The sequence below is a fragment of the Mucilaginibacter sp. P1_A3 genome (assembly GCF_056406855.1).
Genome location: NZ_JBFTZJ010000017.1, coordinates 147,840 through 168,296, shown reverse-complemented (window position 1 = coordinate 168,296; position 20,457 = coordinate 147,840). Strand labels below are relative to the sequence as shown.

The following is a 20,457-nucleotide window of genomic DNA, read 5'->3' as shown; positions in this document are numbered from 1 at the left end:
GATCAGTATCATGTGCTGAATAGAAATCCTTGGCAAACCTAAAAATGGAGTGCTCTCCGCGTTTTACCTGCTCATATTCTGTAATTAGAAAACGATACTTATTCAGGTAGTTCCGCTTTAATGTAAGGTCATTGTTAATGTTTCGCATAACATTTAGCTTTATTCCTTAAAGCTAATTCTGTTACCGAATTAGTTGACCTTTACAGCAATGACATAGTTTAGCGGCTCTGCTTAGTTGGGGATTGCTTCGTGCCTCGCAATGACGGGTGGGTGAAATCTCAACTCATATACGAACTCACATTGCTATAATCCACATTAGTGACCACGGTATAATCGGGTACGAAGGTGTTTTCACTGCTGAGGGCCATATCCAGCTCGAAGGTTGATGGGTATGGAGTATTGAGCAAACTTCCTTTAGGGATATATGGAAACAGTTCGCCATAGGTCAGGATCTGACTGTGGTTAATGCGTCGATAGATGAACATACGGTGCAGATCGCAGGGTTTAACCAACCCAGCGGCCCCAATCATCTGGATAGCACTGCCTACAGTAGCCTTATGAAAGTTGGCTACACGTACTTTTTTATCCTCAACCACCAGGCCGCGCATCAGGTTTTTATCTTGGGTGGCTACACCGGTTGGACAGGTATTCATATTACACTCCAGGGCTTGTATACAGCCCAGGGCAAACATCATTCCACGGGCACTGTTACACATATCAGCACCCAAAGCAAAATTCTTCACCAGGTCGAAACCGGTGGCTACCTTGCCCGATGCTATAACCTTGATATACCTTTTAATATTAAAGCCGGTTAAGGCATCGTAAACAAACGCAAGGGCCTCGCGCAGCGGCATACCTACCGAGTTTGAGAACTCCAGCGGAGCGGCACCTGTACCACCCTCGCCCCCGTCGACAGTTATAAAATCAGGATAGATCTGAGTTTTAACCATGGCTTTACAAATAGCTAAAAATTCGCTCTTATGCCCTACGCATAATTTAAAGCCTATAGGTTTACCGCCCGAAAGCTCGCGCAGCTTTTTAATGAACGTGGTAAGTTCCATTGGATTACTGAAAGCGGTATGAAATGGCGGCGAAACTACATCCTGCCCCATCTCCACCAGCCTGATGCGCGCTATCTCGGGTGTTACCTTGGCAGCGGGTAAAATACCGCCATGCCCCGGCTTTGCCCCCTGCGATAGTTTAATTTCAATCATCTTAACCTGCGGCAATGCTGCACGCTCGGCAAAGGCCTCGTAGTCGATAGTTCCATCCTTATGCCTGCAGCTAAAGTAACCCGTACCAATTTGCCAGATGATATCTCCGCCCGGTTCAAGGTGGTGATCGCTTAGGCCGCCTTCACCGGTGTTGTGGGCAAAACCGCCCAGTTTGGCGCCACCGTTAAGGGCAAGTATTGCGTTCTCACTTAACGAGCCAAAACTCATGGCCGATATATTAAACACACTTGCCATATAAGGCTGCTTACAATCCGGACCGCCAACTTTCACCCTCGGCTCCATATTTAATTGATGATGATCAATAGCAGATATACTGTGGTTAAGCCATTCGTAACCGCTTTCGTAAACATCAAGCTCGGTACCAAAGGGGCGGGTATCATCAACCATTTTTGCACGCTGGTAAACTACCGTGCGGTTTTGACGATTAAAGGGAGTTCCATTAGTGTCACTCTCAATAAAGTACTGGTATATTTTGGGCCTTAGATCTTCCATTACAAAGCGCAGGTGCCCAAAAACCGGGAAATTACGAACTATGCTATGTTTTTTTTGCGCCAGGTCATAAAAGCCCACCACATATATGGGTACCATTATAATGAACGACCAGGCCGCTGGTTTCCAAATAATTGTCCACGCAGTGAGCACTGTAAAAATAATAATGAACGACGCTATAAAGAGCTTTCTCATGAGCTGTTAATTTTAAATGAACCGGATATTAATTTTTGATAAAATTAGATTTATAATTAAACAATAAAGCAATTGTAGGGTTTAACTTCTTACTCTATGTCTGCGAATTGTAATTAAAGCAAAATAGATGTTTAAACATCTATTTTTGTATTATCTTTGTATCAACAAAAAAAAATAAAAATCATGTCAACACAAACAGCAACAAAATGGATCATTGATCCAATGCATTCAGAAGTACAATTTAAAGTAAAACATTTGGTTATTTCAACCGTGAGCGGCTTTTTCAAAAGCTTTGCCGGTGAATTAACCACAGATAACGACAATTTTGAAAATGCCGAGATTGATTTCACATTGGATATCAACAGCATCGACACTAATCAAACTCAACGCGATGAGCACTTAAAATCAGCCGAGTTTTTTGACGCTGAAAAATATCCGCAAATCAGCTTCAAATCTACCTCATTTACCTCAACCGGTGATGAAGAGTTTGCTTTGAAAGGTAATTTAACTATTAAAGATGTAACCAAACCAGTAACTCTTGATGTTGAATTTGGTGGTTCAGCAGCAGATTTTTATGGCAACACTAAAGCTGGTTTCGAAATCACCGGTAAAATAAACCGTAAAGAATTTGGTCTTACTTGGGACGGCGTTACCGAAGCCGGTTCAATCGTTGTAGGCGAAGATATAAAACTGTTAATCAACGTTCAGTTTGCTAAACAAGCTTAATTGTTTTAATGCTGTTGCTGTATTTTAATAATTAAAATGCCGCTGTTGTTAAGTATACGTAACAGCACGGCATTATTAAAACCACCGGCACATTTAAAACACCAATAACACAAAAGCCATCCTTAATTGGGGTGGCTTTTGTGTTATATAATAAATTGAGCGATAGTTATAGATTGTGAATATCAATTAACGCGCAAAAGAGTAGCGGCCAGGTGTTGCCCCTGGTAAACAAGGTGCATTTTTATAGAATCGCCGTAGAGTTTGCCGGTATGCGGCGCATTGCCATTTGGCACAGGTACGTTAAAAGAGAAATCATCACCGTTGATCATCCCATCGGTAATAGCTACCTCGCCCGCCGGTGTTAGCGCGGTACCCGTAACCTTACTGCTATCTACCTTTAAATTATAAACCAATTGAAAAATACTATTATCAGGAAGCTTTACAGGACCAGTCCATTTACCGGTAAGGTTACCTGCTGCAACAAAGCCTACCGTGAGTAAAAGTATACATATGGCGGTGATAGAAATTATTTTTTTCATCGGGAGCAAATTTGTTAACTGGAATACAAATTTCAGGAGAATTGGTTTTAATTATTTCCCCCGTCGATCAAAACACAGATTGCCTGACCAGTCCACCTTTACTACAACTCCCCTCTTCATCTGCCCCTCAGCGCGGGCAAAACAAAGCCCCGATCTTGTGTTAAAAGACCGGGGCTTTATTTAAAATATACTATTCAAAATTCCTTATTGCGGAATATTTGATAATTAAGCTTCAAACTTATATCCTACACCTTTTACGGTGGCTACACAATCGTCGCCCAGTTTTTCGCGCAGTTTGCGGATGTGTACATCAATGGTACGGTTGGTTACCACTACCGAGTCTTCCCATATGTTTTTAAGGATCACTTCGCGGGTATACACTTTACCTGGTTTTGAGGCTAGCAGGTACAGCAATTCAAATTCTTTTTTGGCTAATACCACCTTAACACCTTTCTGGTAAACCAGGTATGCTTCGCGGTCGATTATTAAATCGCCAATTTCTAATTTGTTATCAGGTGCTTCTTCGGCAGGTGCATTGCGGCGCAATATGGCGTTTATACGGCTTACCAGTGCACGTGGCTTAATTGGCTTGGCTATATAATCATCAGCGCCTACATTAAAGCCGGCAATTTCTGAATATTCTTCACTGCGGGCGGTTAAAAATACCATAAAGGTGTTTTTAAACTCAGGCATGGTGCGCATAATGCGGCAAGCCTCGATGCCATCCATCTTAGGCATCATAATGTCAAGTACAATAAGATCAGGTAGTGATTTCTTGGCTTCAGCTACAGCTTCCTGGCCGTTGCGTGCCAAAAATACCTGGTAGCCTTCTTTTTTAAGGTTGTATTCAATCAACTCTAAAATATCCGGTTCATCATCAACAATAAGTATTTTCTGTTTTGGAGAGCTGCTCATGATGCGTTAATTTTTTTGTATAAAAGTATACACTTTACAAAAGCTTAAAGTTACCATAATATTAACAAATTGTTAAAGGTTACTTTATGTTAACGATTTATTGAACCTTATTGAACGTTTTGTTTAAAAAGGCCTCCAAATCGGCACCTGTAATATTTTTGGCAACAATATTTCCCTGCGGATCGATGATGAAATTTGATGGAATTGCTTCTATATGGTAAAGTGTTTCGGTAGGGCCTTCAAAACTATTCAGATCAGATCCATGTGCCCATGTCAGCTTATCATCGTTAATTGCCTTTTGCCATGCAGCCTTATCCTTATCAAGCGATATACCCAATATATTAAAACCCTTTGAGTTAAAGGCAGCATATTGTTTTACCACATTAGGGTTTTCCTGCCTGCAAGGCGCACACCATGAAGCCCAAAAATCAAGCATTACGTATTTACCTTTATAATCGGCCAGTTTAATTGGTTTGCCATCAATGCCGGTAACCGTAAAATCTGGCGCTTTGTGACCAATAGACACTGGTTTAATCTTCTCCATCTGCCTTACAAAAGTCTGCACGCCCGGGTTATCCTTAAAATTCGCTTTGATATCATCAGAATAAGCTACCAGCTGCGGTTCAAATTTATATACGTCCAATGATGTTGCCGCATAAAAACCTGCCAGTGATGTTTTATTATCGTTTACAAATTTTAAAACAGCAGCACCGTAATCGGCCAGGTTTTTCTGAAATGTAGGCATGTATACCTTCAGCAATGAATCTGATTGTTTGCCCAGCTTTTGTGATTTCTCCTGGTATTCGGCAACCAGTTTGGAATTTTTTTCTCCGTAAAAATTGCTGATCTTGTTAAACTCCTTTATTTTTTCAGAGTCATCAGAGCCTTTAATGATATATGTATGGGTATTATCGTTATTATCGGTGCTAAACTCAATATCATCACCGTTTTTTGCTATCAGATCAAATACATTGTTTGCCCCTGCAGATTGCTCGCCACCGCCCGCGCTACCAATGCGCAATTTGTACAGGTTAGCATACGGCGCAATATGTTTAAACTGAAATTTGCCGTTCTCGCCCAATGTGGTGGAGTCAACAACTTTTATCTGGGTGCTATCGGCCTCAATTAAATAAACCAGCTTTAAACTGCCTGGATTTTTAATGGTACCGTTGATGGTAAACTGCGAACTATCTTTACATGAATAAACAAACGCTGTTAAAAGCAGCAAACTGTAAACTGCCAAACTCTTTAATTTCATTCTACTTTGATTCTAATTCCTTGATCAATAATTGGTTTGTTTTCTGCGGATCGATCTTTCCTTTTGATAGTTTCATGATCTCGCCCATAAACAAACCTAAAACACCTTTTTTCCCTTTCTGATATTCCTTTACCTTATCGGGGAATTTGGCAATGGCAGCTTTAATAAACTGGCTTACATCGTCATTATCCGCACTAATTAAAAGGTTAAGCTCTTTAGCCAGATCATCAGCCTTTTTGCCTGGTTCTCTGACCATGGCAGGGAATAATTTGTGCGAAGCTACAGAATTATTTATCACCCCTGCGTCAATTAGTTTGATAAGACCGGCCAGTTTTGCCGGGGTAACAGCAAAGTTACCAATAGCCACATCATGATCATTCAGGTATGATTTTACCGCGCCCATCAGCCAGTTTGCAGCGGCTTTATAATGATCGGTTAATTTTATCAGTTCTTCAAAATAATGCGCTACGTCCCTGTCAGCTGTTATTACAGATGCATCATAGGCAGAAAGCCCCAATTGTTCTACATATTTATGGTAAAGCTGGTTGGGTAATTCGGGCAAGCCTGCACGTATTTCTTCTACATACTCTTTGTTCAGCATCAGGGGCATCAGGTCTGGCTCCGGGAAATAGCGGTAATCATTAGCCATTTCCTTTGATCGCAATACTGATGTTTCGCCGGTATCGGCATTAAAATTTAGCGTATTTTGATCTATGTGACCGCCATTTTCGATGACCTCTACCTGGCGGGCAAACTCATGCTCAATAGCGCGCTGTACGTTACGGATAGAGTTCAGGTTTTTAACCTCGCAGCGGTTACCGTACTCGGTAGCGCCTTTTAGCCTAACCGAAATATTAGCATCGCAACGCATGCTGCCCTCTTCCATGTTACCATCACAAATATCAAGGTAACGCAGTATTTTACGGGTTTCGGTTAAAAACTGACCTGCCTCTTCTGCACTGCGCATATCCGGCTGGGTTACTATCTCAATTAATGGAACACCGGCGCGGTTAAGATCTATCAGTGAATCGGCATGATGCTGATCGTGCATGCTTTTACCAGCATCCTCTTCCAGGTGAATATGATGAATAGCCAGTCTTTTTTCGGTGCCATCTGCCAGTCTTACCGGCACATATCCGCCCAGGCAAATGGGCGCATGATCTTGTGTTATCTGGTAACCTTTAGGCAAATCGGCGTAAAAATAATTTTTACGGGCAAAATTATTACTCAGGTTGATGGTACAGTTACAGCCCAGGCCCATTTTAACCGCGTACTCAACCGCCCTTTTATTTAAAAAAGGCAAAGTACCTGGATGCCCAAGCGAAATGGCGCTAATGTGGTGATTAGGTTCGGCACCAAAAGCTGCAGAATCTGGCGAAAACACCTTACTTAAAGTGGATAACTGGGCATGTACTTCAAGGCCAACAACCAATTCGTACTTTTCACCTATCCCGTTTGTGAGTACTGTCATAAAAATAAAATTCAGCTGTGATGTGCTGATTGAATTCCAAATATATAAAAGTTAATACACTATAAACAGGTTTGGCTTTTAAACAAATGCAAAAAATATAATGCAGATGTGTTTGATAGGGTAAAGGAGGGTGGAGAATTTTGATAAGTGATGAAATTTCGCGAAACTCCGAAGGATGAAAATGACGCTCAAAAAAGGGCTGTCTTGCTGAGCCTGTCGAAGCATGTGGGCAAAGGGCTCTGCGCGCGAGTCTTCGACAGGCTCAGACTGACAGGCCCACACGCCTCAAAATCCAATACGTCATTGCGAGGTACGAAGCAATCTCCAAATTCTACAGAGGGCACTATGCAAGTTCGACCTGCCTATGTAGAGATTGCTTCGTTCCTCGCAATGAAGTGTGAGGGATGGTTTTATTTGTCAACCTTACACAAAACTTTTAGCCTTTGCCAAAGCATTATCCAATCCACTTATATCGCTGCCGCCGGCTGTGGCAAAAAACGGCTGACCACCGCCGCCACCTTTTACTTCTTTAGCCAGTTCTTTTACGATGTTACCCGCATGTAAACCTTTTTCTTTCACCAGGTTTTCGGCTATCATTACGGTTAAGCTTGGTTTGCCATCAAAATCGGCGGCAAGCACCAGGAACAGGTTGGGTACAATATCTTTTAACTGGTAAGCCAGGTTTTTAACCGCTTCGGCGTTTGGCAGGGCCACCTTTTGGGCAATGAAGTTGATACCATCTAAAGCTTCCACTTTTTGAGCCAGTTCATTTTTTAAGCCCGATGATTTTTCAAGGATTGATTTCTCAATCTCTTTTTTCAGCTTGCTATTTTCATCAAGCAGGCTTTCAACGCTTTTAGGCAAATCTTTAGGGTTTTTAAGCAGATCCTTTAACTGATTAAACATGCGGCTTTGGTTGGTGATATACACCTCGGCACCTACCCCGGTGATAGCCTCAATACGCCTAACCCCAGCGGCTACTGCACTTTCGGTAATAATTTTAAAGAAGCCGATTTGCCCGGTAGCCTGTACGTGCGTACCGCCACATAGCTCCTTGCTAAACTCATCTTCGAAAGTAATTACGCGGACATACTCGCCATACTTTTCGCCAAACAGGGCGGTAACGCCACTGGAAATAGCCTCGGCATATAATACACTGCGTTCTTCTTTCAGCGGAATATTCTGGCGTACTTTTTGGTTAACTATAGCTTCTATTTGTGCCAGTTCCTCATCGGTAACTTTGGCGAAATGCGAAAAATCAAATCTTAAATAGTCACTATTTACCAATGAACCTTTTTGATTAACGTGGCTGCCCAAAACCTGTTTCATGGCGGCATGCAGTAAATGCGTAGCCGAGTGGTTGGCATTGGTTTGGCCGCGCAAACCAGGATCAACAATAGCGGTTAGGGCATCGTCAATATCCTCGGGCAGTTGATCTACATAATGAACCGTTAGACCGTTCTCTTTTTTAGTATCCGTTACCAAAACAATGGTACCATCCGGGAAAACAAGCTCGCCCCTGTCTCCTACCTGCCCACCACTTTCGGCATAAAAAGGTGTTTTATCCAACACAATCTGGAATTGCTCTTTACCCTTGGCTGTTACCTTGCGGTATTTAACAACATGAGCAATGGTTTCGGTTTCGTCATAGCCGGTGAAAATGGAGCCTTCGTCTTCTCTTAGGGTGATCCAATCGCCGGTATCTATGGCACCAGCAGACCGGGAACGAGTTTTTTGCTCGGCTAAAGCTTTGTTAAAACCATCTTCATCAACATTAAATCCATATTCCGAAGCTATAAGTTTGGTTAAATCAATGGGGAACCCATTCGAATCAAATAGTTCAAACGCGATGTCTCCATCAATAGTTGGTTTAGTCTCTCCATACGTTGCTTCAAGGCCTTTCTTTATTTCATTTGGATTATCAATCAGATAATCCATTAAAGACGCAGCTGACAATTCCGGTTTTTCATCGACCACAGTTAACGCCACATAGCGAACCGAATCTTGCCTTGAGATATAATCTCTAATTTTATTCAAACCCCTTTCCAAAGTACGTAAGAACGACAGCTCTTCTTCCAAAATCACCTTCTGCACAAAATCTTTCTGCGCATACAAATTATCAAATACTCCTTTAAACTGCTCAGCCAATAAAGGCACCAACTGGTTAAAGAAAGGTTCTTTAAAACCTAAGGTTTGATAGCTGTAACGCACTGCCCGGCGTAAAATACGGCGGATTACATAACCTGCTTTATTGCTTGCCGGCAGCTGCCCATCGGCAATGGCAAAACTGATGGCGCGGATATGGTCGGCTAATACACGCATAGCAACGGCTTCGTTCCAATCGGTATCACCAGGTTTGGCTGCACTGTTATATTTCTTACCGCTTTTTTCAGCAATGAACTGGATCATTGGCTGAAAAACATCGCTATCATAATTTGAAGTTTTGCCCTGCAGTACGCGCACCAAACGCTCAAAGCCCATACCTGTATCCACGTGCTTGGCAGGCAATGACTGTAGTGCGCCGCCTTTTAAGCGGTTAAACTGCATAAACACGTTATTCCAGATCTCTATTACCTGGTCGTGATCAGCATTTACAAGGATTGCTCCGCTTACTTCGGCACGCTCGTTGTCGGGGCGGCTGTCGTAATGAATTTCAGAACAGGGTCCGCAGGGACCAGTTTCTCCCATTTCCCAAAAGTTGTCTTTTTTGTTTCCGGGCAGGATATGATCTTCGGCAACCAGTGCTTTCCACAGGTTGTAAGTATCGGTATCTTTTTCAAGGCCTTCCTTTTCATCACCCTCAAAGTAGGTAACATACAGGCGGTCTTTAGGTAATTTATAAACTTCGGTAAGCAGCTCCCAGCTCCAGGCAATGGCTTCTTTCTTAAAATAATCACCAAAACTCCAGTTGCCCAGCATCTCGAACATGGTATGGTGATAGGTATCAATACCCACCTCTTCCAGATCGTTATGCTTGCCGCTTACGCGCAGGCAGCGTTGGGTATCAGCAACACGCGATGCTTTTGCAGGTGCTTCGCCCAAAAATATATCTTTAAACTGGTTCATCCCCGCGTTGGTGAACATCAGGGTTGGATCGTTTTTTATTACAATTGGCGCAGAAGGAACAATCACGTGTCCCTTAGAAACAAAAAAATCAAGAAAAGCCTGGCGTATTTCGGTAGCTGTCATAGTATGCAAATGTAGTTATTAGTCCGAAAGTGGGAAAGAAGGAAAATCACAAATTGGGATACAGATTTTCGGGAGGTTATTTAAAAGTGAAAAAGTGATCGTTATTGACGTTATAAAATCCGGTGGACACTGAAAAGGAAATGTCGTTTTGAAAGATTTGTCATCCTGAGGCACGAAATCCGCGGCCTCTGAAGATGGAAATGACAAAGCAATTTAAACCCAATGTCATGCTGAACTTGTTTCAGCACCCCACTTGCTAAGTATATAACATGTGGGCTACCTGTCCTGTGGGGTCCTGAAACAAGTTCAGGATGACTTCATTTTTGTAACTTGTCATAGGTAACGTGCGAAGAATCTATTCGCAAGACTTACCGGGAGGAGAAGCATGGCGAATAATAGATCCTTCACTGCGTTCAGGATGACAAAAGGTTGTTTTCAAACATGTCATAGGTAGCTGATAAAATTTGGAAAACTCTAAAGGTGGAAATGACAAGCGGCGAAAGACTTACGAAGTTTTTAAAACTTCGTAAGTCTTGGGTTTAATAGCTTGTCGTAGGTAGGGACGAAGCAATCCTTTTTTACTTCTTTTCCAGCAATATCTTTTGGCTCTCAAATCCCGAAGCGGCATCTATCATAGCTACAAGAAGCGGCCAATCGGTAGCTTTTTCAAAATTATGGTAATAGGCACGGTTTACAGTTATGTTTAAAACATTGCCATTTACTGTTGCCACTGATGAAAAAGAACCTGCTTTGTTTTCTTTTTTAATATTCAGCTCTTCCATACCCTTAGCGTTATATCCCGGCGGAACGGTTATGGCAATTGAGTATTTAAAGCTTCGGGCCTCGGGCATATAAACATCAAGCGTACGCTTGCGGTCTTTTTCCTGCAGTTTATAAAAAGTACCGGCCAGTTTGCCAGCATCAATAATAAAGTTATTACCGGCTTTTTTTACCAGGTTATCCAACACAAATGATTCGCTAAACTCAAAAACCGGGCTGCTTTTGTCAAGTGCCGCATTAATGATCTTACAATCTGTTACCTGTAGCGGCTCCTGCTCATACTGCGCTTTTATTTCGGCTGTGAACTTTTTTAATGATTTTTGCTGATCATCTGCAAAAGCGAAATCAAAGGCATCGCGCATTTTTTTCGTTTCGGGATTAGCTGCCAGGCGTTTTTCCAGCGGTTCGCTTTTAGATAGCTCCATCATATTGTTATCAATATCAATAACCGGCAGTAAACTGCGCTGATCATCTACCCTTAACGCGCCGGTTTGCTTAACTAACCTTTGCAGCTTAAGCCTTTGCATATTGCCCGGCAAAAGCGAAACTTTAATATCCTCTTTGATGGAATTATCCGCCGCCACAGAAACCGGTAATACCGTAGTGCCTTCGGTAAATGAATACCTGATAGCGTTTTCCCTTTTTGGTGTAAGCACTATTGCTTTTTCTCCCTGGAAACGGGCTGGTATTTCGTTAAAATGCGTGGTGGCATCATCAAAATACATATACAGCGGCTTGGTATCATTGATACGTATAAACGCATCAAAATCATCATAGGTAAATATGTTATCAAGTGTATTAGCATTACGCGAACATACCAGCAGCACATCATGATCAATTTTCATATCATTAAGCGCCATACTCATTAAAGCCGTGTTAAATTTAGTTTTTATACTCCTGTAATTTACCGCATCTATCTTTTCAACATCATCCTTATCGTAACTGCCCAAGATCATACCTTTCCTGATATTGTAAAGTACTTTCATTAAGCTATCAAGCGGAACGGCTTTCATGTTCTTTTTCCCATCGAAATACTTTTTAAGGCGATCAACCGGCTCGTTAAAAAATGGAAGTGCCCTTTCATTAAAAGTTTTTTCAAATGAGGTTTTATTTGCTTCAAGGCGCTCGGCACTGCTTTCGCCCAGTTGCCCACCACTAAGAAACCGGTTAAAGCCACTGGTATAGGATACGCTTATTTCAACATATGGAAACTGGCGATACTTTGATGTCCATAATTCACTTTGGTATTTGGGCAGGTTGCGCATTTTAAGGCTAAATAGCTGGTCGCCTGCATCGTTAGTGCTTTGTTCAAATTTAGGGGCCCCATTGGCGCTAATATTTTTTACAATATCTTTTTTGCTATACTGAAAATCAAGACTATAATAAAGTATTGGATATTCGCCGGCAAGCACAAATACCTCGTCATTTGCGGCAAAACTATCACCCATTTCTTTATCGCTTATATCAACTGTACTTACGTAATAGTCCAATATATCGCCAACCTGCAAATCGGATATAGCCAGCTTGCTTTTTTGATCGTTCTTTTCATTTTTGATCAGCACTTCCTCACTGGTATTAACAATAACTACCTTCCCATTAGGTTTAATAATTTTTGCACCTATGTAAGTATCATGTGTCATCACAAATTTGGCGCTCAGGATCCTTTCGCTTTCATCAAGTCTTTTTTGGTAAGATATGGTAGAAAAACTTTCTAACGCGGATTTGTCATTGATTTTAACTTTTTCATGAAAGGTGGCAAGCTTGGCTACACGCGTAGTTTTTGTAGCCGTAATGATCATAAATTTAAACTTACTGCTTAATGATCGCTGCATGCTGTATGAACGTGCAAAAACCACTGCACTTTCATTACTTAAATTGGCAGGTACCGTTGAGTTTAAAAACTCAGGCACTTTTGTACCCCAAACTTCCTTTTGAATTTCTGCTGCCTTTTGCGCATAGGTTTCGTTATCGTTTTGTGCAAATACAGCAGTGGTTAATGTTAAAAAAAATAAGAAGAGTAAAGTTTGCTTCATTGTGATATAGGTTTTATAATTAAATTTTCGTTGTAGGCTTTGTTTAACAGTTCAATATCCTGGTTCCATTGAACAAATTTTGCCTTTGCAAGTGTAGTATTCTTAATGATGAGCACTTTCTTGTACACCAGTTTACCCGGCAAGCTCAGGTAACTAATATGAAACTCATAATCCGGTTTAACAATGTTCAGATCGGCGGGGATGCTTGAAGCTTTATAATTGGCAGGTATGGCCAGTTCTATTTCGGTAGTTATATTTTTTTTACTTGAAAACCAATAGTCATGCTTTCTTTCTGCAATCTTGAAAGCCGATTCTGCAAACTCCTTACGGCTATCCAAATCAATATAGTATTCTTTGCTAAAGGTTGATATCCCGCTTTTGCGTTCAACATCATAAGCCGCGGTTAAATCTTTATCGGGGTTGCTTGTGCTGCTTAGTAACAAATTGCTTATTAAATAATCGGCATTATTAGCAGAAAGGTAACGCATGGTAGCCTCATCAACATTTTCGTGCTTAATACTGTTTAAGCCAGTTAGCATACCTTCCTTATCCTCCCCTTTCCATACCCTGTTAACCTTACCAACCAGCGCGTTATTAATAATGCTCAGTTTACTTACCTCCTGATCATTGTTTTGCAATGCCTTTGCTACAGGCACTTTACTTAAAATAAATTTATCGCCTTCTTCCATTAAAACCTCCCTACCCTGAATACGCTCGGCATATTCGTTAATACCCAGGTATGTTTCTGTAGCATCCAGGTAATAGGTTTTGCCTTTATAATTTAAGCCGCATATCATGTGGTTATCCACCGCCATTGATGGTGTTTGGTAATCATAGGCAATGTGCCTGGTGCCCAGCCAGCAAAGGCGGGCATCAAAACCCTGCGATACGAGCAGGGCCTTTGTAAGGTTTGCCATCCCCTTACAATCTCCATATTTTTTGCGCAGCACTTCATCTGCTTTTTCGGGTTTAAAGCCGGCCATACCATCTTCAAAAGCTATGTACCTTATATTGTCCTGCACATAGTAAAATAGCGCCTTTATGCGGTCCATATCATTGGTAAGCCCGGCGTTTAGTTCTTTGGCTTTTGCGCTAATTATGGCTTCATCCCCAACAACATTTTTGGCCAGTTCGCGGTACCAGGCATACTGATCTGCAAGAGTATTAAAATAAGTAAGCTGTTTACCGCCTGCATTAGCAGTTTTACATAAAATAAGCAGGTGTGGATATATATAGGTTGGCCCGGGACTATTGTCTTCGCGCTTCATAGCGGGAATGTTGCTGAAGGTATACGTTACCAGATCGGCATTTTCGGCAGTAATATACTCGCTTGTTTTTTTTATGCTGAAGGAGTTGAAATTAAGTTCTTTAATATCCACCCTCATCCAGCGTGGAATTTTAATACTTACTTCGCCTTGCTGAACAATGGCCGCATCAGAAAAATAGATATTGGTAAAATACCGGGGATCATTAAGCGTTTCTTCAAAAGTTACCGTACCTGTACTTCCCTTTTTTGGCAAAACAAGTGGAAAGTAACAAACCCTGGCATCAGAATAAAAGACATCATCCTGCCCGTAATAGGTGTAAGTAGGTTTAAGCCCACGTTGATTATGACCATCAACCTTACACGATACTGCATCAATGCTAATATTGTTGTTATAAAATTCAGATACTGTGTAATTTACACTATAAGCATTGCTGCTATAGGTGTTACTAAGCTTTTGCTTTACCTCAACCTTTGCCGTTTGGTTGTTCCATTTAAACTCGTACTCGTTTTTTAATGAGGTTATATTTACCAGGGAATCTCCCTGAAATGCAAATGCGCCAAGGGTGCACAACATACAGCAGCTGTATGCAATCAATTGTTTAATTGTCATATAATAATTAGGTGGATGAAAGATATTATTATTTTTTCACTTATTTATCATATTTCCAGAGGTGAAAGATGATAATATTATAAGCTTACCGCAATTTTCCTGACAAGAAAGCACTTTATTTTTTGAGATCATAACTTATTGCTTAATTGGACTTTAATTAAATAAAGATTAAATTTGCAACATGGAGACAGTAAAAATAGAGATTCAAAACGAACAAGAAAAGAAAGTACTTTTAGCTTTTCTTAAAAGTTTAAATTATCGATTCAGCATGGATAATGATGCCCCCATCATTTCAGATGAACATATGCAAGAATTAGCCCGCCGTAAAGCCGATCTGTTAAGTGGCAAAACCTCATCCCTGCCCTGGACAGAAACCAAATAACAGCCCGAAGATATTTGAATGGGATTATTTTCTCTTTTCCGCTATTTGTAATACATCAACCGGGTATTCTGCCGAAGAACCGGGATGATAAATAATTTAGGACCAGACAAAAAATCCGAAATCGAAAATCCCAAATTCGAAATCAAAAGAATACATTTGCATATGCCTTACAAAGACCGCGAGATAAGCAAGATGTATTATACCATGGGCGAAGTTTCGGCCATGTTTGATGTGAATCAGTCGCTGATCCGCTTCTATGAAAAGGAATTTGATGTACTGCAACCCAAAAAAAACAAAAAAGGCAACCGCTATTTTACACCCGAAGACCTTGAAAATTTCAAGATCATCTTTCACCTCATCCGCGATAAAGGATATACACTTAACGGGGCTAAAGATCATCTAAAAAACAACATGGGCGATACCCGCGAGAACCAACGCGTTATTGACTCCCTTGAAAATATAAAAAAATTCCTGCTCGAAGTACGCGACCAGTTGTAGGTACGGGCCTAAAACATATCTTTATTGCTTGCTACCGAATAAATGATCGCAAATCACAAAGGCGAGGTTCCGTTTGTTGTATTACTCCTGCCGTTTTTGCTGGGGATTGGTTTAGGTATCAGCTTTATTGACGCTGCTTACCTGCCTGTGCTTTGGGGTATTTTTATCGGGCTTTCTTTACTCTTTATCTTCCTCAATTTAACCTATCAACATTTTGCTGTTTACAAGGTGCGATGGCTGGGTGGTTTGCTGATGACTTTTGTTTTACTCTCTGCAGGTTGCATCAGCGCCGTTAATTATAACGAACTGGCTAATGAACGTCATTTTTCAAAGTCGGCCGCCCAATATTTTGTGGTAAAGGTCACCAACGAGCCGCAACTTAAAAACGGACTGTTGAGGTTCACAGCATCGGCACAGCAAAACATCAACCATAAAAAAGCTACAGGTACTAATGGCTCCTTGCTTATCACTATAAAAGATAGTGCATCAATAGCGCTGCAATATGGCGATGAGCTGCTGATACCTGCTAAGTATAACGCTATTGACCCACCGTTTAATCCCGGCGAGTTCAACTATAAAAAATACCTGGCACATCAAAATATTTACTACCAGGCATTTTTATACCCGGGCATGTATCGCGTAATAAAACATGATACGGGTAATCCGCTTATTGCCTTTTCACTTAGGTTGCGGCAACAAATGGTGATCAAATTTCGCCGGCAAATGCATAATCAGCAGGCTATTGCCGTGGCATCAACCCTAATACTGGGCTACAAAGCCGATTTAAGCAATGATATTTTGCAGGCTTATTCAAAAACAGGAACCATCCATGTGCTCTCTGTTTCGGGGGCGCATGTGGCTATAATATACCTGTTGCTACAATGGGTGCTGGGCTTTTTAAATACTTACCGTTATGGCAGGCATATCAAAGCCTGTATCATTATCCTGCTTATTTGGTACTACTCTATGCTCAGTGGCTTTTCGCCGGCAGTTTGCCGGGCCGCCGTAATGATCAGTATGGTTATTATAGGTAAAACTTATGCCCGGTACATCAATATGCTTAATATACTGGCTATATCGGCATTTATACTGTTGCTTTATAATCCGCTTTTTATTGTTGATGTAGGGTTTCAGCTCTCATACCTCGCCGTGGCAGGCCTGGTAATTTTGCAGCCTTTGGTGTATAAATGGTTTGAGTTTAAAAACAAATGGGCCGATAAGCTTTGGGCAGCCTGCTCCATATCTATAGCGGCACAGGTGATAACTTTCCCGTTGAGCGCGCTGTATTTTCACCAGTTCCCGGTTTATTTTTTGGTCAGCAATTTGCTTATCATTATCCCCACCACTATTATTATGTATAGTGGGATAGCCTGCCTTATGTTTTCGTGGGTACCGGTGCTATCGGGTGCATTAGCTTATGTATTGGAGCAAACCATCCTGTTCATGAACAAGGCATTGGCCTTAATAGAACATGCCCCATTTGCAGGCATCAGTAAAATATGGCTAACCATACCCGAGTACGTGCTACTTTATATCATTATCATTAGCCTGTTTTACTTTTTGTATGATAAAAAATCATGGCTGATAAAGCTGGCGATAGTTTGCCTGCTGCTGGTTTGTACCAGTATCAGCATAAAAAAATACCGTGCCGAAACCGCCAATTCCGTAGCCTTTTTAAACCTGCGTAAAAACACCGGCATTGTATTTAAAAGCGGCAACAGCGCGGTTATATTAACCAACCTTGCCGATACCGACAGAAACTTCAATTATTCGGTACGGCCACACCTGGATAGCACGCAGGTAAACGATGCTCAAATTATAAAACCGAATCAAAACATCGGTTTGCCTTACTTAAAAAAACAGGGCGCCCTTATCCAGTTTTACGATAAAAGAATAATTATATTTGATAAGCAATTACAAAACCAGCCGTTACAACAAAAATTAAAAACCGATTTTCTTTATATAATGGGCAATCCGCATTCAAGCTTATTTGCAATTAACAAGTACTTTGATTACCAAATGCTTGTAATTGATGGTAGCAACAGCAACCAAACTATTGTTAAGTTTGAAAGCGAAGCAAAACGTTTGCATATAAAGTACCAAATATTAAAACGTAACATTTCATTAATAACAGCATCTAATTACCAACATTAAACTAAACGCCAATAAATTTGTCTTTTAACTAAAAACAAGTAAATTGGTATTAATCAAACTAAAAAAATGAGGATAAAATTTTTAAATGTTGCCCTGGGTTTGGCCCTTACCGCAACCACCATGAGTGCAAGCGCACAAAAAAAATACACCGAAGGCGTAGTTGACTTTACTACATCAATGATGGGGCAACAAATAAACGCTAAAAGCTATTTCAGGGCCGATTCAAATGCGTTTGCTTTTTCAAATGGCCCGGCTAATATCAAGATCATTACCGACGCAAATAGCAAATCGATGGTGATATTAGTTGATGTTGCGGTTGCAAACATTAAAAAGGCAGCGATAGCCAGCCCCGATGATATTGACCAGGCAATAGCGGGTATGCCTAAATTTACCTTTGCACCCAGCACCGAAACTAAAGTAATCTCGGGCTTTAACTGCAAAAAGGTAGTAGCTACAGATTCAAAAACCAGCAAAACTTATGATATATGGGTTACCAATGATGTGGAGATCCCATTGGCAGGTATTGCAAAATATTACGCGGGTGTTGGCGGCTTCCCAGTTCAGTATACTTCATTTAGCGAAGGACGATCAACAGAGGTTACTGTAAAAAGTGTAACCGAGCAGAAAGTACCTGCAGGCACATTTAGCATTCCTGCTGATTTTGAAAAGATCACCATGGATGATTTGAAAGCGATGCGTGGAGGAAGATAATCCACTTCATTAACTATTCATTAAAGGTTTCTTAACATTGGGGTTAAAGTACTACTTTTGTACCCCTTATGTTAAGAAACCTTTTTAGTTTAATCAGATTTTTCGTTTTCTGGATATTGTTCTTTGCAATAACCAGGGTAACATTTGAATTATATTTTCTGCCTAAACTTAAAGTAGCCGGTTTGGGCGAAATACTGCAAACCTTTTACTATGGCCTAAGGCTTGATGCATCGGCAGCGGCATATATCAGCGCCATCCCCCTACTGGTATTTATTGTTAACTGGTGTTTCCCAAAATCATATATAAAACCCATTTGGCTTAAAGTATATGTTTGGTTTTGCCTGTTTTGTATCTCCCTAAATACAGGGCTTAACTTCAATATATTTCGCGAATGGGGCACCAAAGTTGTGTTCAGGGTATTTGCATCACTGTACAATGCCCCCTCAGAAGCACTGGCCTCTTCGGGATCGTCTCCGGTTGGCCGATGTATTATTATTTGCCTGGCATTGTTAGGAGCCGGCATATTGCTATCCAATAAGATAATTGACTACCAGTTTAAAAAGCCTAAGGTTGAACCCCGGCTTAAAGCGGTGCTTATTATCCTGCTGCTGTTCTTCAATTTCCTGCTGATTCGGGGAGGGCTTCAATCCGTACCTGTAAACCAAAACTCGGCCTATTTTTCCGACCATGAGTTTCTGAACCAGGCTGCCCTCAATACCGAGTGGAACCTGTTTAATAATGTGGTCGAAAATTTGCGTACCCCATACAATCCTTTCCTTTTTTTGCAACCGGGTAGTGCAACGCAAGTGGTAGCAGAAGCTTACAACGTTAAAAACGACAGCACCTTAAGGATATTAACCACCAATCATCCCAATGTGGTGATTATCCAGATGGAAAGTTATACCGCAGATGTTATTGAATCATTAGGAGGCGATAAAGGTGTTGCCCCTAACTTTGAAAAATTCATTAAAAACGGCATCCTGTTTAATAACATTTACTCCTCTGCCGATCGTACTGATAAGGGTATTATCTCTATCATGAGTGGCTTCCCCTCGCAAGCTATACGCACCATAGTTTCGGATACATTGAAACAGGCAAAACTGCCGGCTATAGCTACAACTTTAAAAAATGCAGGTTACGCAACATCTTACTTTTATGGTGGTAAAAGCAGCTATATGCACTTTAACACCTTTATGAAAAGCCACCAGGTTGATCAAATTACCGATGAGCTTGCCTTTACCAAAAGCCAGATTAAAACTCAATGGGGTGTATATGATGATGTATTGTTAACCAGGCATCTGCAATATGCGCAACAACAAAAACAGCCTTTTTTTACTTACCTGCAAACTTCAACCAATCACGAACCTTTTATATTACCCGTAAAAGGACATTTCCCTGAAGAAGATAAGGATGGCGACGCAAGCAACAAATTCAGGAGTACCGCTTACTTTACCGACTCATGCCTTAACGCTTATTTTGAGCAGGCCAAACAGCAGGACTGGTATAAAAATACGCTATTCATTTTAGTGGCCGATCATGGCCATCGCCTGCCTCATAATATATCAGAGGCCTACAACCCGGTAAAATACCATATCCCTCTTTTGTTTTTTGGCGATGTGATAAAACCAGCATACCGCGGCAAAAAGATCAGCAAATTAGGCGGCCAAACCGATATTGCCGCCACCCTGTTTGCGCAGTTGGATCTGCCCCATAAACAATTTAAATGGTCGAAAGATTTGCTTAACCCCGGCACGGCCGATTTTGCTTTTTTTAACTGGGATAACGGTTTTTGTTTTATGATGCCTCAGCAAACGGTATCCTATGATAACTCTGGCAAAAGGATAGTTTATACCGGCAATAAAAACGCCGATCAAAAAGACACTGAAAGGGCATTGCTATATGGCAAGGCCTTTTTGCAGGAGGTGTATACGGAGTATATGGGTTATTAACTGTCTGAATCAGAATTTACAGAATTTGAAAATTTACAGAATTTCTTATCATTCTG

The 20,457-nt window shown here is 41.1% G+C and carries 14 protein-coding genes; 6 read left to right on the top strand and 8 right to left on the bottom strand.

Annotation, left to right across the window (positions count from 1 at the left end):
- Positions 1-278 precede the first annotated feature (278 nt).
- Complete coding sequence (locus tag AC1D0K_RS29260; RefSeq protein ID WP_477396387.1) at positions 279-1,919, bottom strand: FMN-binding glutamate synthase family protein; 1,641 nt, start codon at positions 1,917-1,919, stop codon at positions 279-281.
- A gap of 183 nt (positions 1,920-2,102) precedes the next feature.
- On the opposite strand from AC1D0K_RS29260, the gene AC1D0K_RS29255 reads away from it, so the two are divergent.
- Positions 2,103-2,645 carry a YceI family protein gene (locus AC1D0K_RS29255; protein ID WP_295712437.1) on the top strand — a complete coding sequence of 181 codons (543 nt, stop codon included), beginning with the start codon at positions 2,103-2,105 and terminating at the stop codon, positions 2,643-2,645.
- A 182-nt stretch (positions 2,646-2,827) separates the two neighbouring features.
- On the opposite strand, the gene AC1D0K_RS29250 is transcribed toward AC1D0K_RS29255, so the two are convergent.
- The 7 genes from AC1D0K_RS29250 to AC1D0K_RS29220 form a co-directional block, all read right to left on the bottom strand.
- The gene (locus AC1D0K_RS29250) at positions 2,828-3,184 is read right to left on the bottom strand and encodes a hypothetical protein (protein WP_477396389.1); all 357 of its coding nucleotides are present in this window, start codon (positions 3,182-3,184) and stop codon (positions 2,828-2,830) included.
- Positions 3,185-3,409: 225 nt separating this feature from the next.
- A complete protein-coding gene (locus tag AC1D0K_RS29245; protein WP_295712432.1) occupies positions 3,410-4,099 on the bottom strand; it encodes a response regulator transcription factor in 690 nt (229 codons plus the stop codon).
- A gap of 97 nt (positions 4,100-4,196) precedes the next feature.
- Positions 4,197-5,357, bottom strand: a complete 1,161-nt coding sequence (locus AC1D0K_RS29240; RefSeq protein WP_477396392.1) for a redoxin domain-containing protein — start codon at positions 5,355-5,357, stop codon at positions 4,197-4,199.
- 1 nt (position 5,358) lies between these two features.
- Positions 5,359-6,828: an Asp-tRNA(Asn)/Glu-tRNA(Gln) amidotransferase subunit GatB gene (gene gatB / locus AC1D0K_RS29235; protein WP_477396394.1), complete on the bottom strand. Its 1,470-nt coding sequence runs from the start codon at positions 6,826-6,828 to the stop codon at positions 5,359-5,361.
- Between the two features lie 423 nt (positions 6,829-7,251).
- Positions 7,252-10,017 carry an alanine--tRNA ligase gene (gene alaS, locus AC1D0K_RS29230; protein ID WP_477396396.1) on the bottom strand — a complete coding sequence of 922 codons (2,766 nt, stop codon included), beginning with the start codon at positions 10,015-10,017 and terminating at the stop codon, positions 7,252-7,254.
- Positions 10,018-10,595: 578 nt separating this feature from the next.
- The gene (locus AC1D0K_RS29225; RefSeq protein ID WP_477396398.1) at positions 10,596-12,830 is read right to left on the bottom strand and encodes a hypothetical protein; all 2,235 of its coding nucleotides are present in this window, start codon (positions 12,828-12,830) and stop codon (positions 10,596-10,598) included.
- A complete protein-coding gene (locus AC1D0K_RS29220) occupies positions 12,827-14,671 on the bottom strand; it encodes a transglutaminase-like domain-containing protein (protein ID WP_477396400.1) in 1,845 nt (614 codons plus the stop codon). The genes AC1D0K_RS29225 and AC1D0K_RS29220 overlap by 4 nt, the downstream gene beginning before the upstream one ends.
- Positions 14,672-14,888: 217 nt before the next feature.
- Here AC1D0K_RS29220 and AC1D0K_RS29215 point away from each other — a divergent pair, with 217 nt between their 5' ends.
- From AC1D0K_RS29215 to AC1D0K_RS29195, 5 genes are all read left to right on the top strand, one after another.
- On the top strand, positions 14,889-15,089 hold the full coding sequence (locus tag AC1D0K_RS29215) for an addiction module protein (RefSeq protein WP_295712419.1): 201 nt from the start codon (positions 14,889-14,891) through the stop codon (positions 15,087-15,089).
- 162 nt (positions 15,090-15,251) lie between these two features.
- Positions 15,252-15,587 (top strand): MerR family transcriptional regulator, encoded by a 336-nt coding sequence (locus tag AC1D0K_RS29210; protein WP_295712416.1) that lies wholly within the window; start codon positions 15,252-15,254, stop codon positions 15,585-15,587.
- Positions 15,588-15,629: 42 nt separating this feature from the next.
- Positions 15,630-17,741 (top strand): ComEC/Rec2 family competence protein, encoded by a 2,112-nt coding sequence (locus AC1D0K_RS29205; protein ID WP_477463142.1) that lies wholly within the window; start codon positions 15,630-15,632, stop codon positions 17,739-17,741.
- Between the two features lie 66 nt (positions 17,742-17,807).
- A complete protein-coding gene (locus AC1D0K_RS29200) occupies positions 17,808-18,452 on the top strand; it encodes a DUF4412 domain-containing protein (protein ID WP_295712410.1) in 645 nt (214 codons plus the stop codon).
- 68 nt (positions 18,453-18,520) lie between these two features.
- Positions 18,521-20,401, top strand: a complete 1,881-nt coding sequence (locus tag AC1D0K_RS29195) for an LTA synthase family protein (RefSeq protein WP_477396408.1) — start codon at positions 18,521-18,523, stop codon at positions 20,399-20,401.
- Positions 20,402-20,457 lie beyond the last annotated feature (56 nt).

What these genes read in the sequence shown, in the direction of transcription:
- AC1D0K_RS29260 (WP_477396387.1), bottom strand. Translation starts at nt 1,919, where the DNA reads ATGAGAAAGCTCTTTATAGCGTCGTTCATTATTATTTTTACAGTGCTC.
- AC1D0K_RS29210 (WP_295712416.1), top strand. Translation starts at nt 15,252, where the DNA reads ATGCCTTACAAAGACCGCGAGATAAGCAAGATGTATTATACCATGGGC.
- AC1D0K_RS29215 (WP_295712419.1), top strand. Translation starts at nt 14,889, where the DNA reads ATGGAGACAGTAAAAATAGAGATTCAAAACGAACAAGAAAAGAAAGTA.
- AC1D0K_RS29225 (WP_477396398.1), bottom strand. Translation starts at nt 12,830, where the DNA reads ATGAAGCAAACTTTACTCTTCTTATTTTTTTTAACATTAACCACTGCT.
- AC1D0K_RS29255 (WP_295712437.1), top strand. Translation starts at nt 2,103, where the DNA reads ATGTCAACACAAACAGCAACAAAATGGATCATTGATCCAATGCATTCA.
- AC1D0K_RS29220 (WP_477396400.1), bottom strand. Translation starts at nt 14,671, where the DNA reads ATGTTGTGCACCCTTGGCGCATTTGCATTTCAGGGAGATTCCCTGGTA.
- AC1D0K_RS29200 (WP_295712410.1), top strand. Translation starts at nt 17,808, where the DNA reads ATGAGGATAAAATTTTTAAATGTTGCCCTGGGTTTGGCCCTTACCGCA.
- gatB (WP_477396394.1), bottom strand. Translation starts at nt 6,828, where the DNA reads ATGACAGTACTCACAAACGGGATAGGTGAAAAGTACGAATTGGTTGTT.
- AC1D0K_RS29195 (WP_477396408.1), top strand. Translation starts at nt 18,521, where the DNA reads ATGTTAAGAAACCTTTTTAGTTTAATCAGATTTTTCGTTTTCTGGATA.
- alaS (WP_477396396.1), bottom strand. Translation starts at nt 10,017, where the DNA reads ATGACAGCTACCGAAATACGCCAGGCTTTTCTTGATTTTTTTGTTTCT.
- AC1D0K_RS29240 (WP_477396392.1), bottom strand. Translation starts at nt 5,357, where the DNA reads ATGAAATTAAAGAGTTTGGCAGTTTACAGTTTGCTGCTTTTAACAGCG.
- AC1D0K_RS29205 (WP_477463142.1), top strand. Translation starts at nt 15,630, where the DNA reads ATGATCGCAAATCACAAAGGCGAGGTTCCGTTTGTTGTATTACTCCTG.
- AC1D0K_RS29250 (WP_477396389.1), bottom strand. Translation starts at nt 3,184, where the DNA reads ATGAAAAAAATAATTTCTATCACCGCCATATGTATACTTTTACTCACG.
- AC1D0K_RS29245 (WP_295712432.1), bottom strand. Translation starts at nt 4,099, where the DNA reads ATGAGCAGCTCTCCAAAACAGAAAATACTTATTGTTGATGATGAACCG.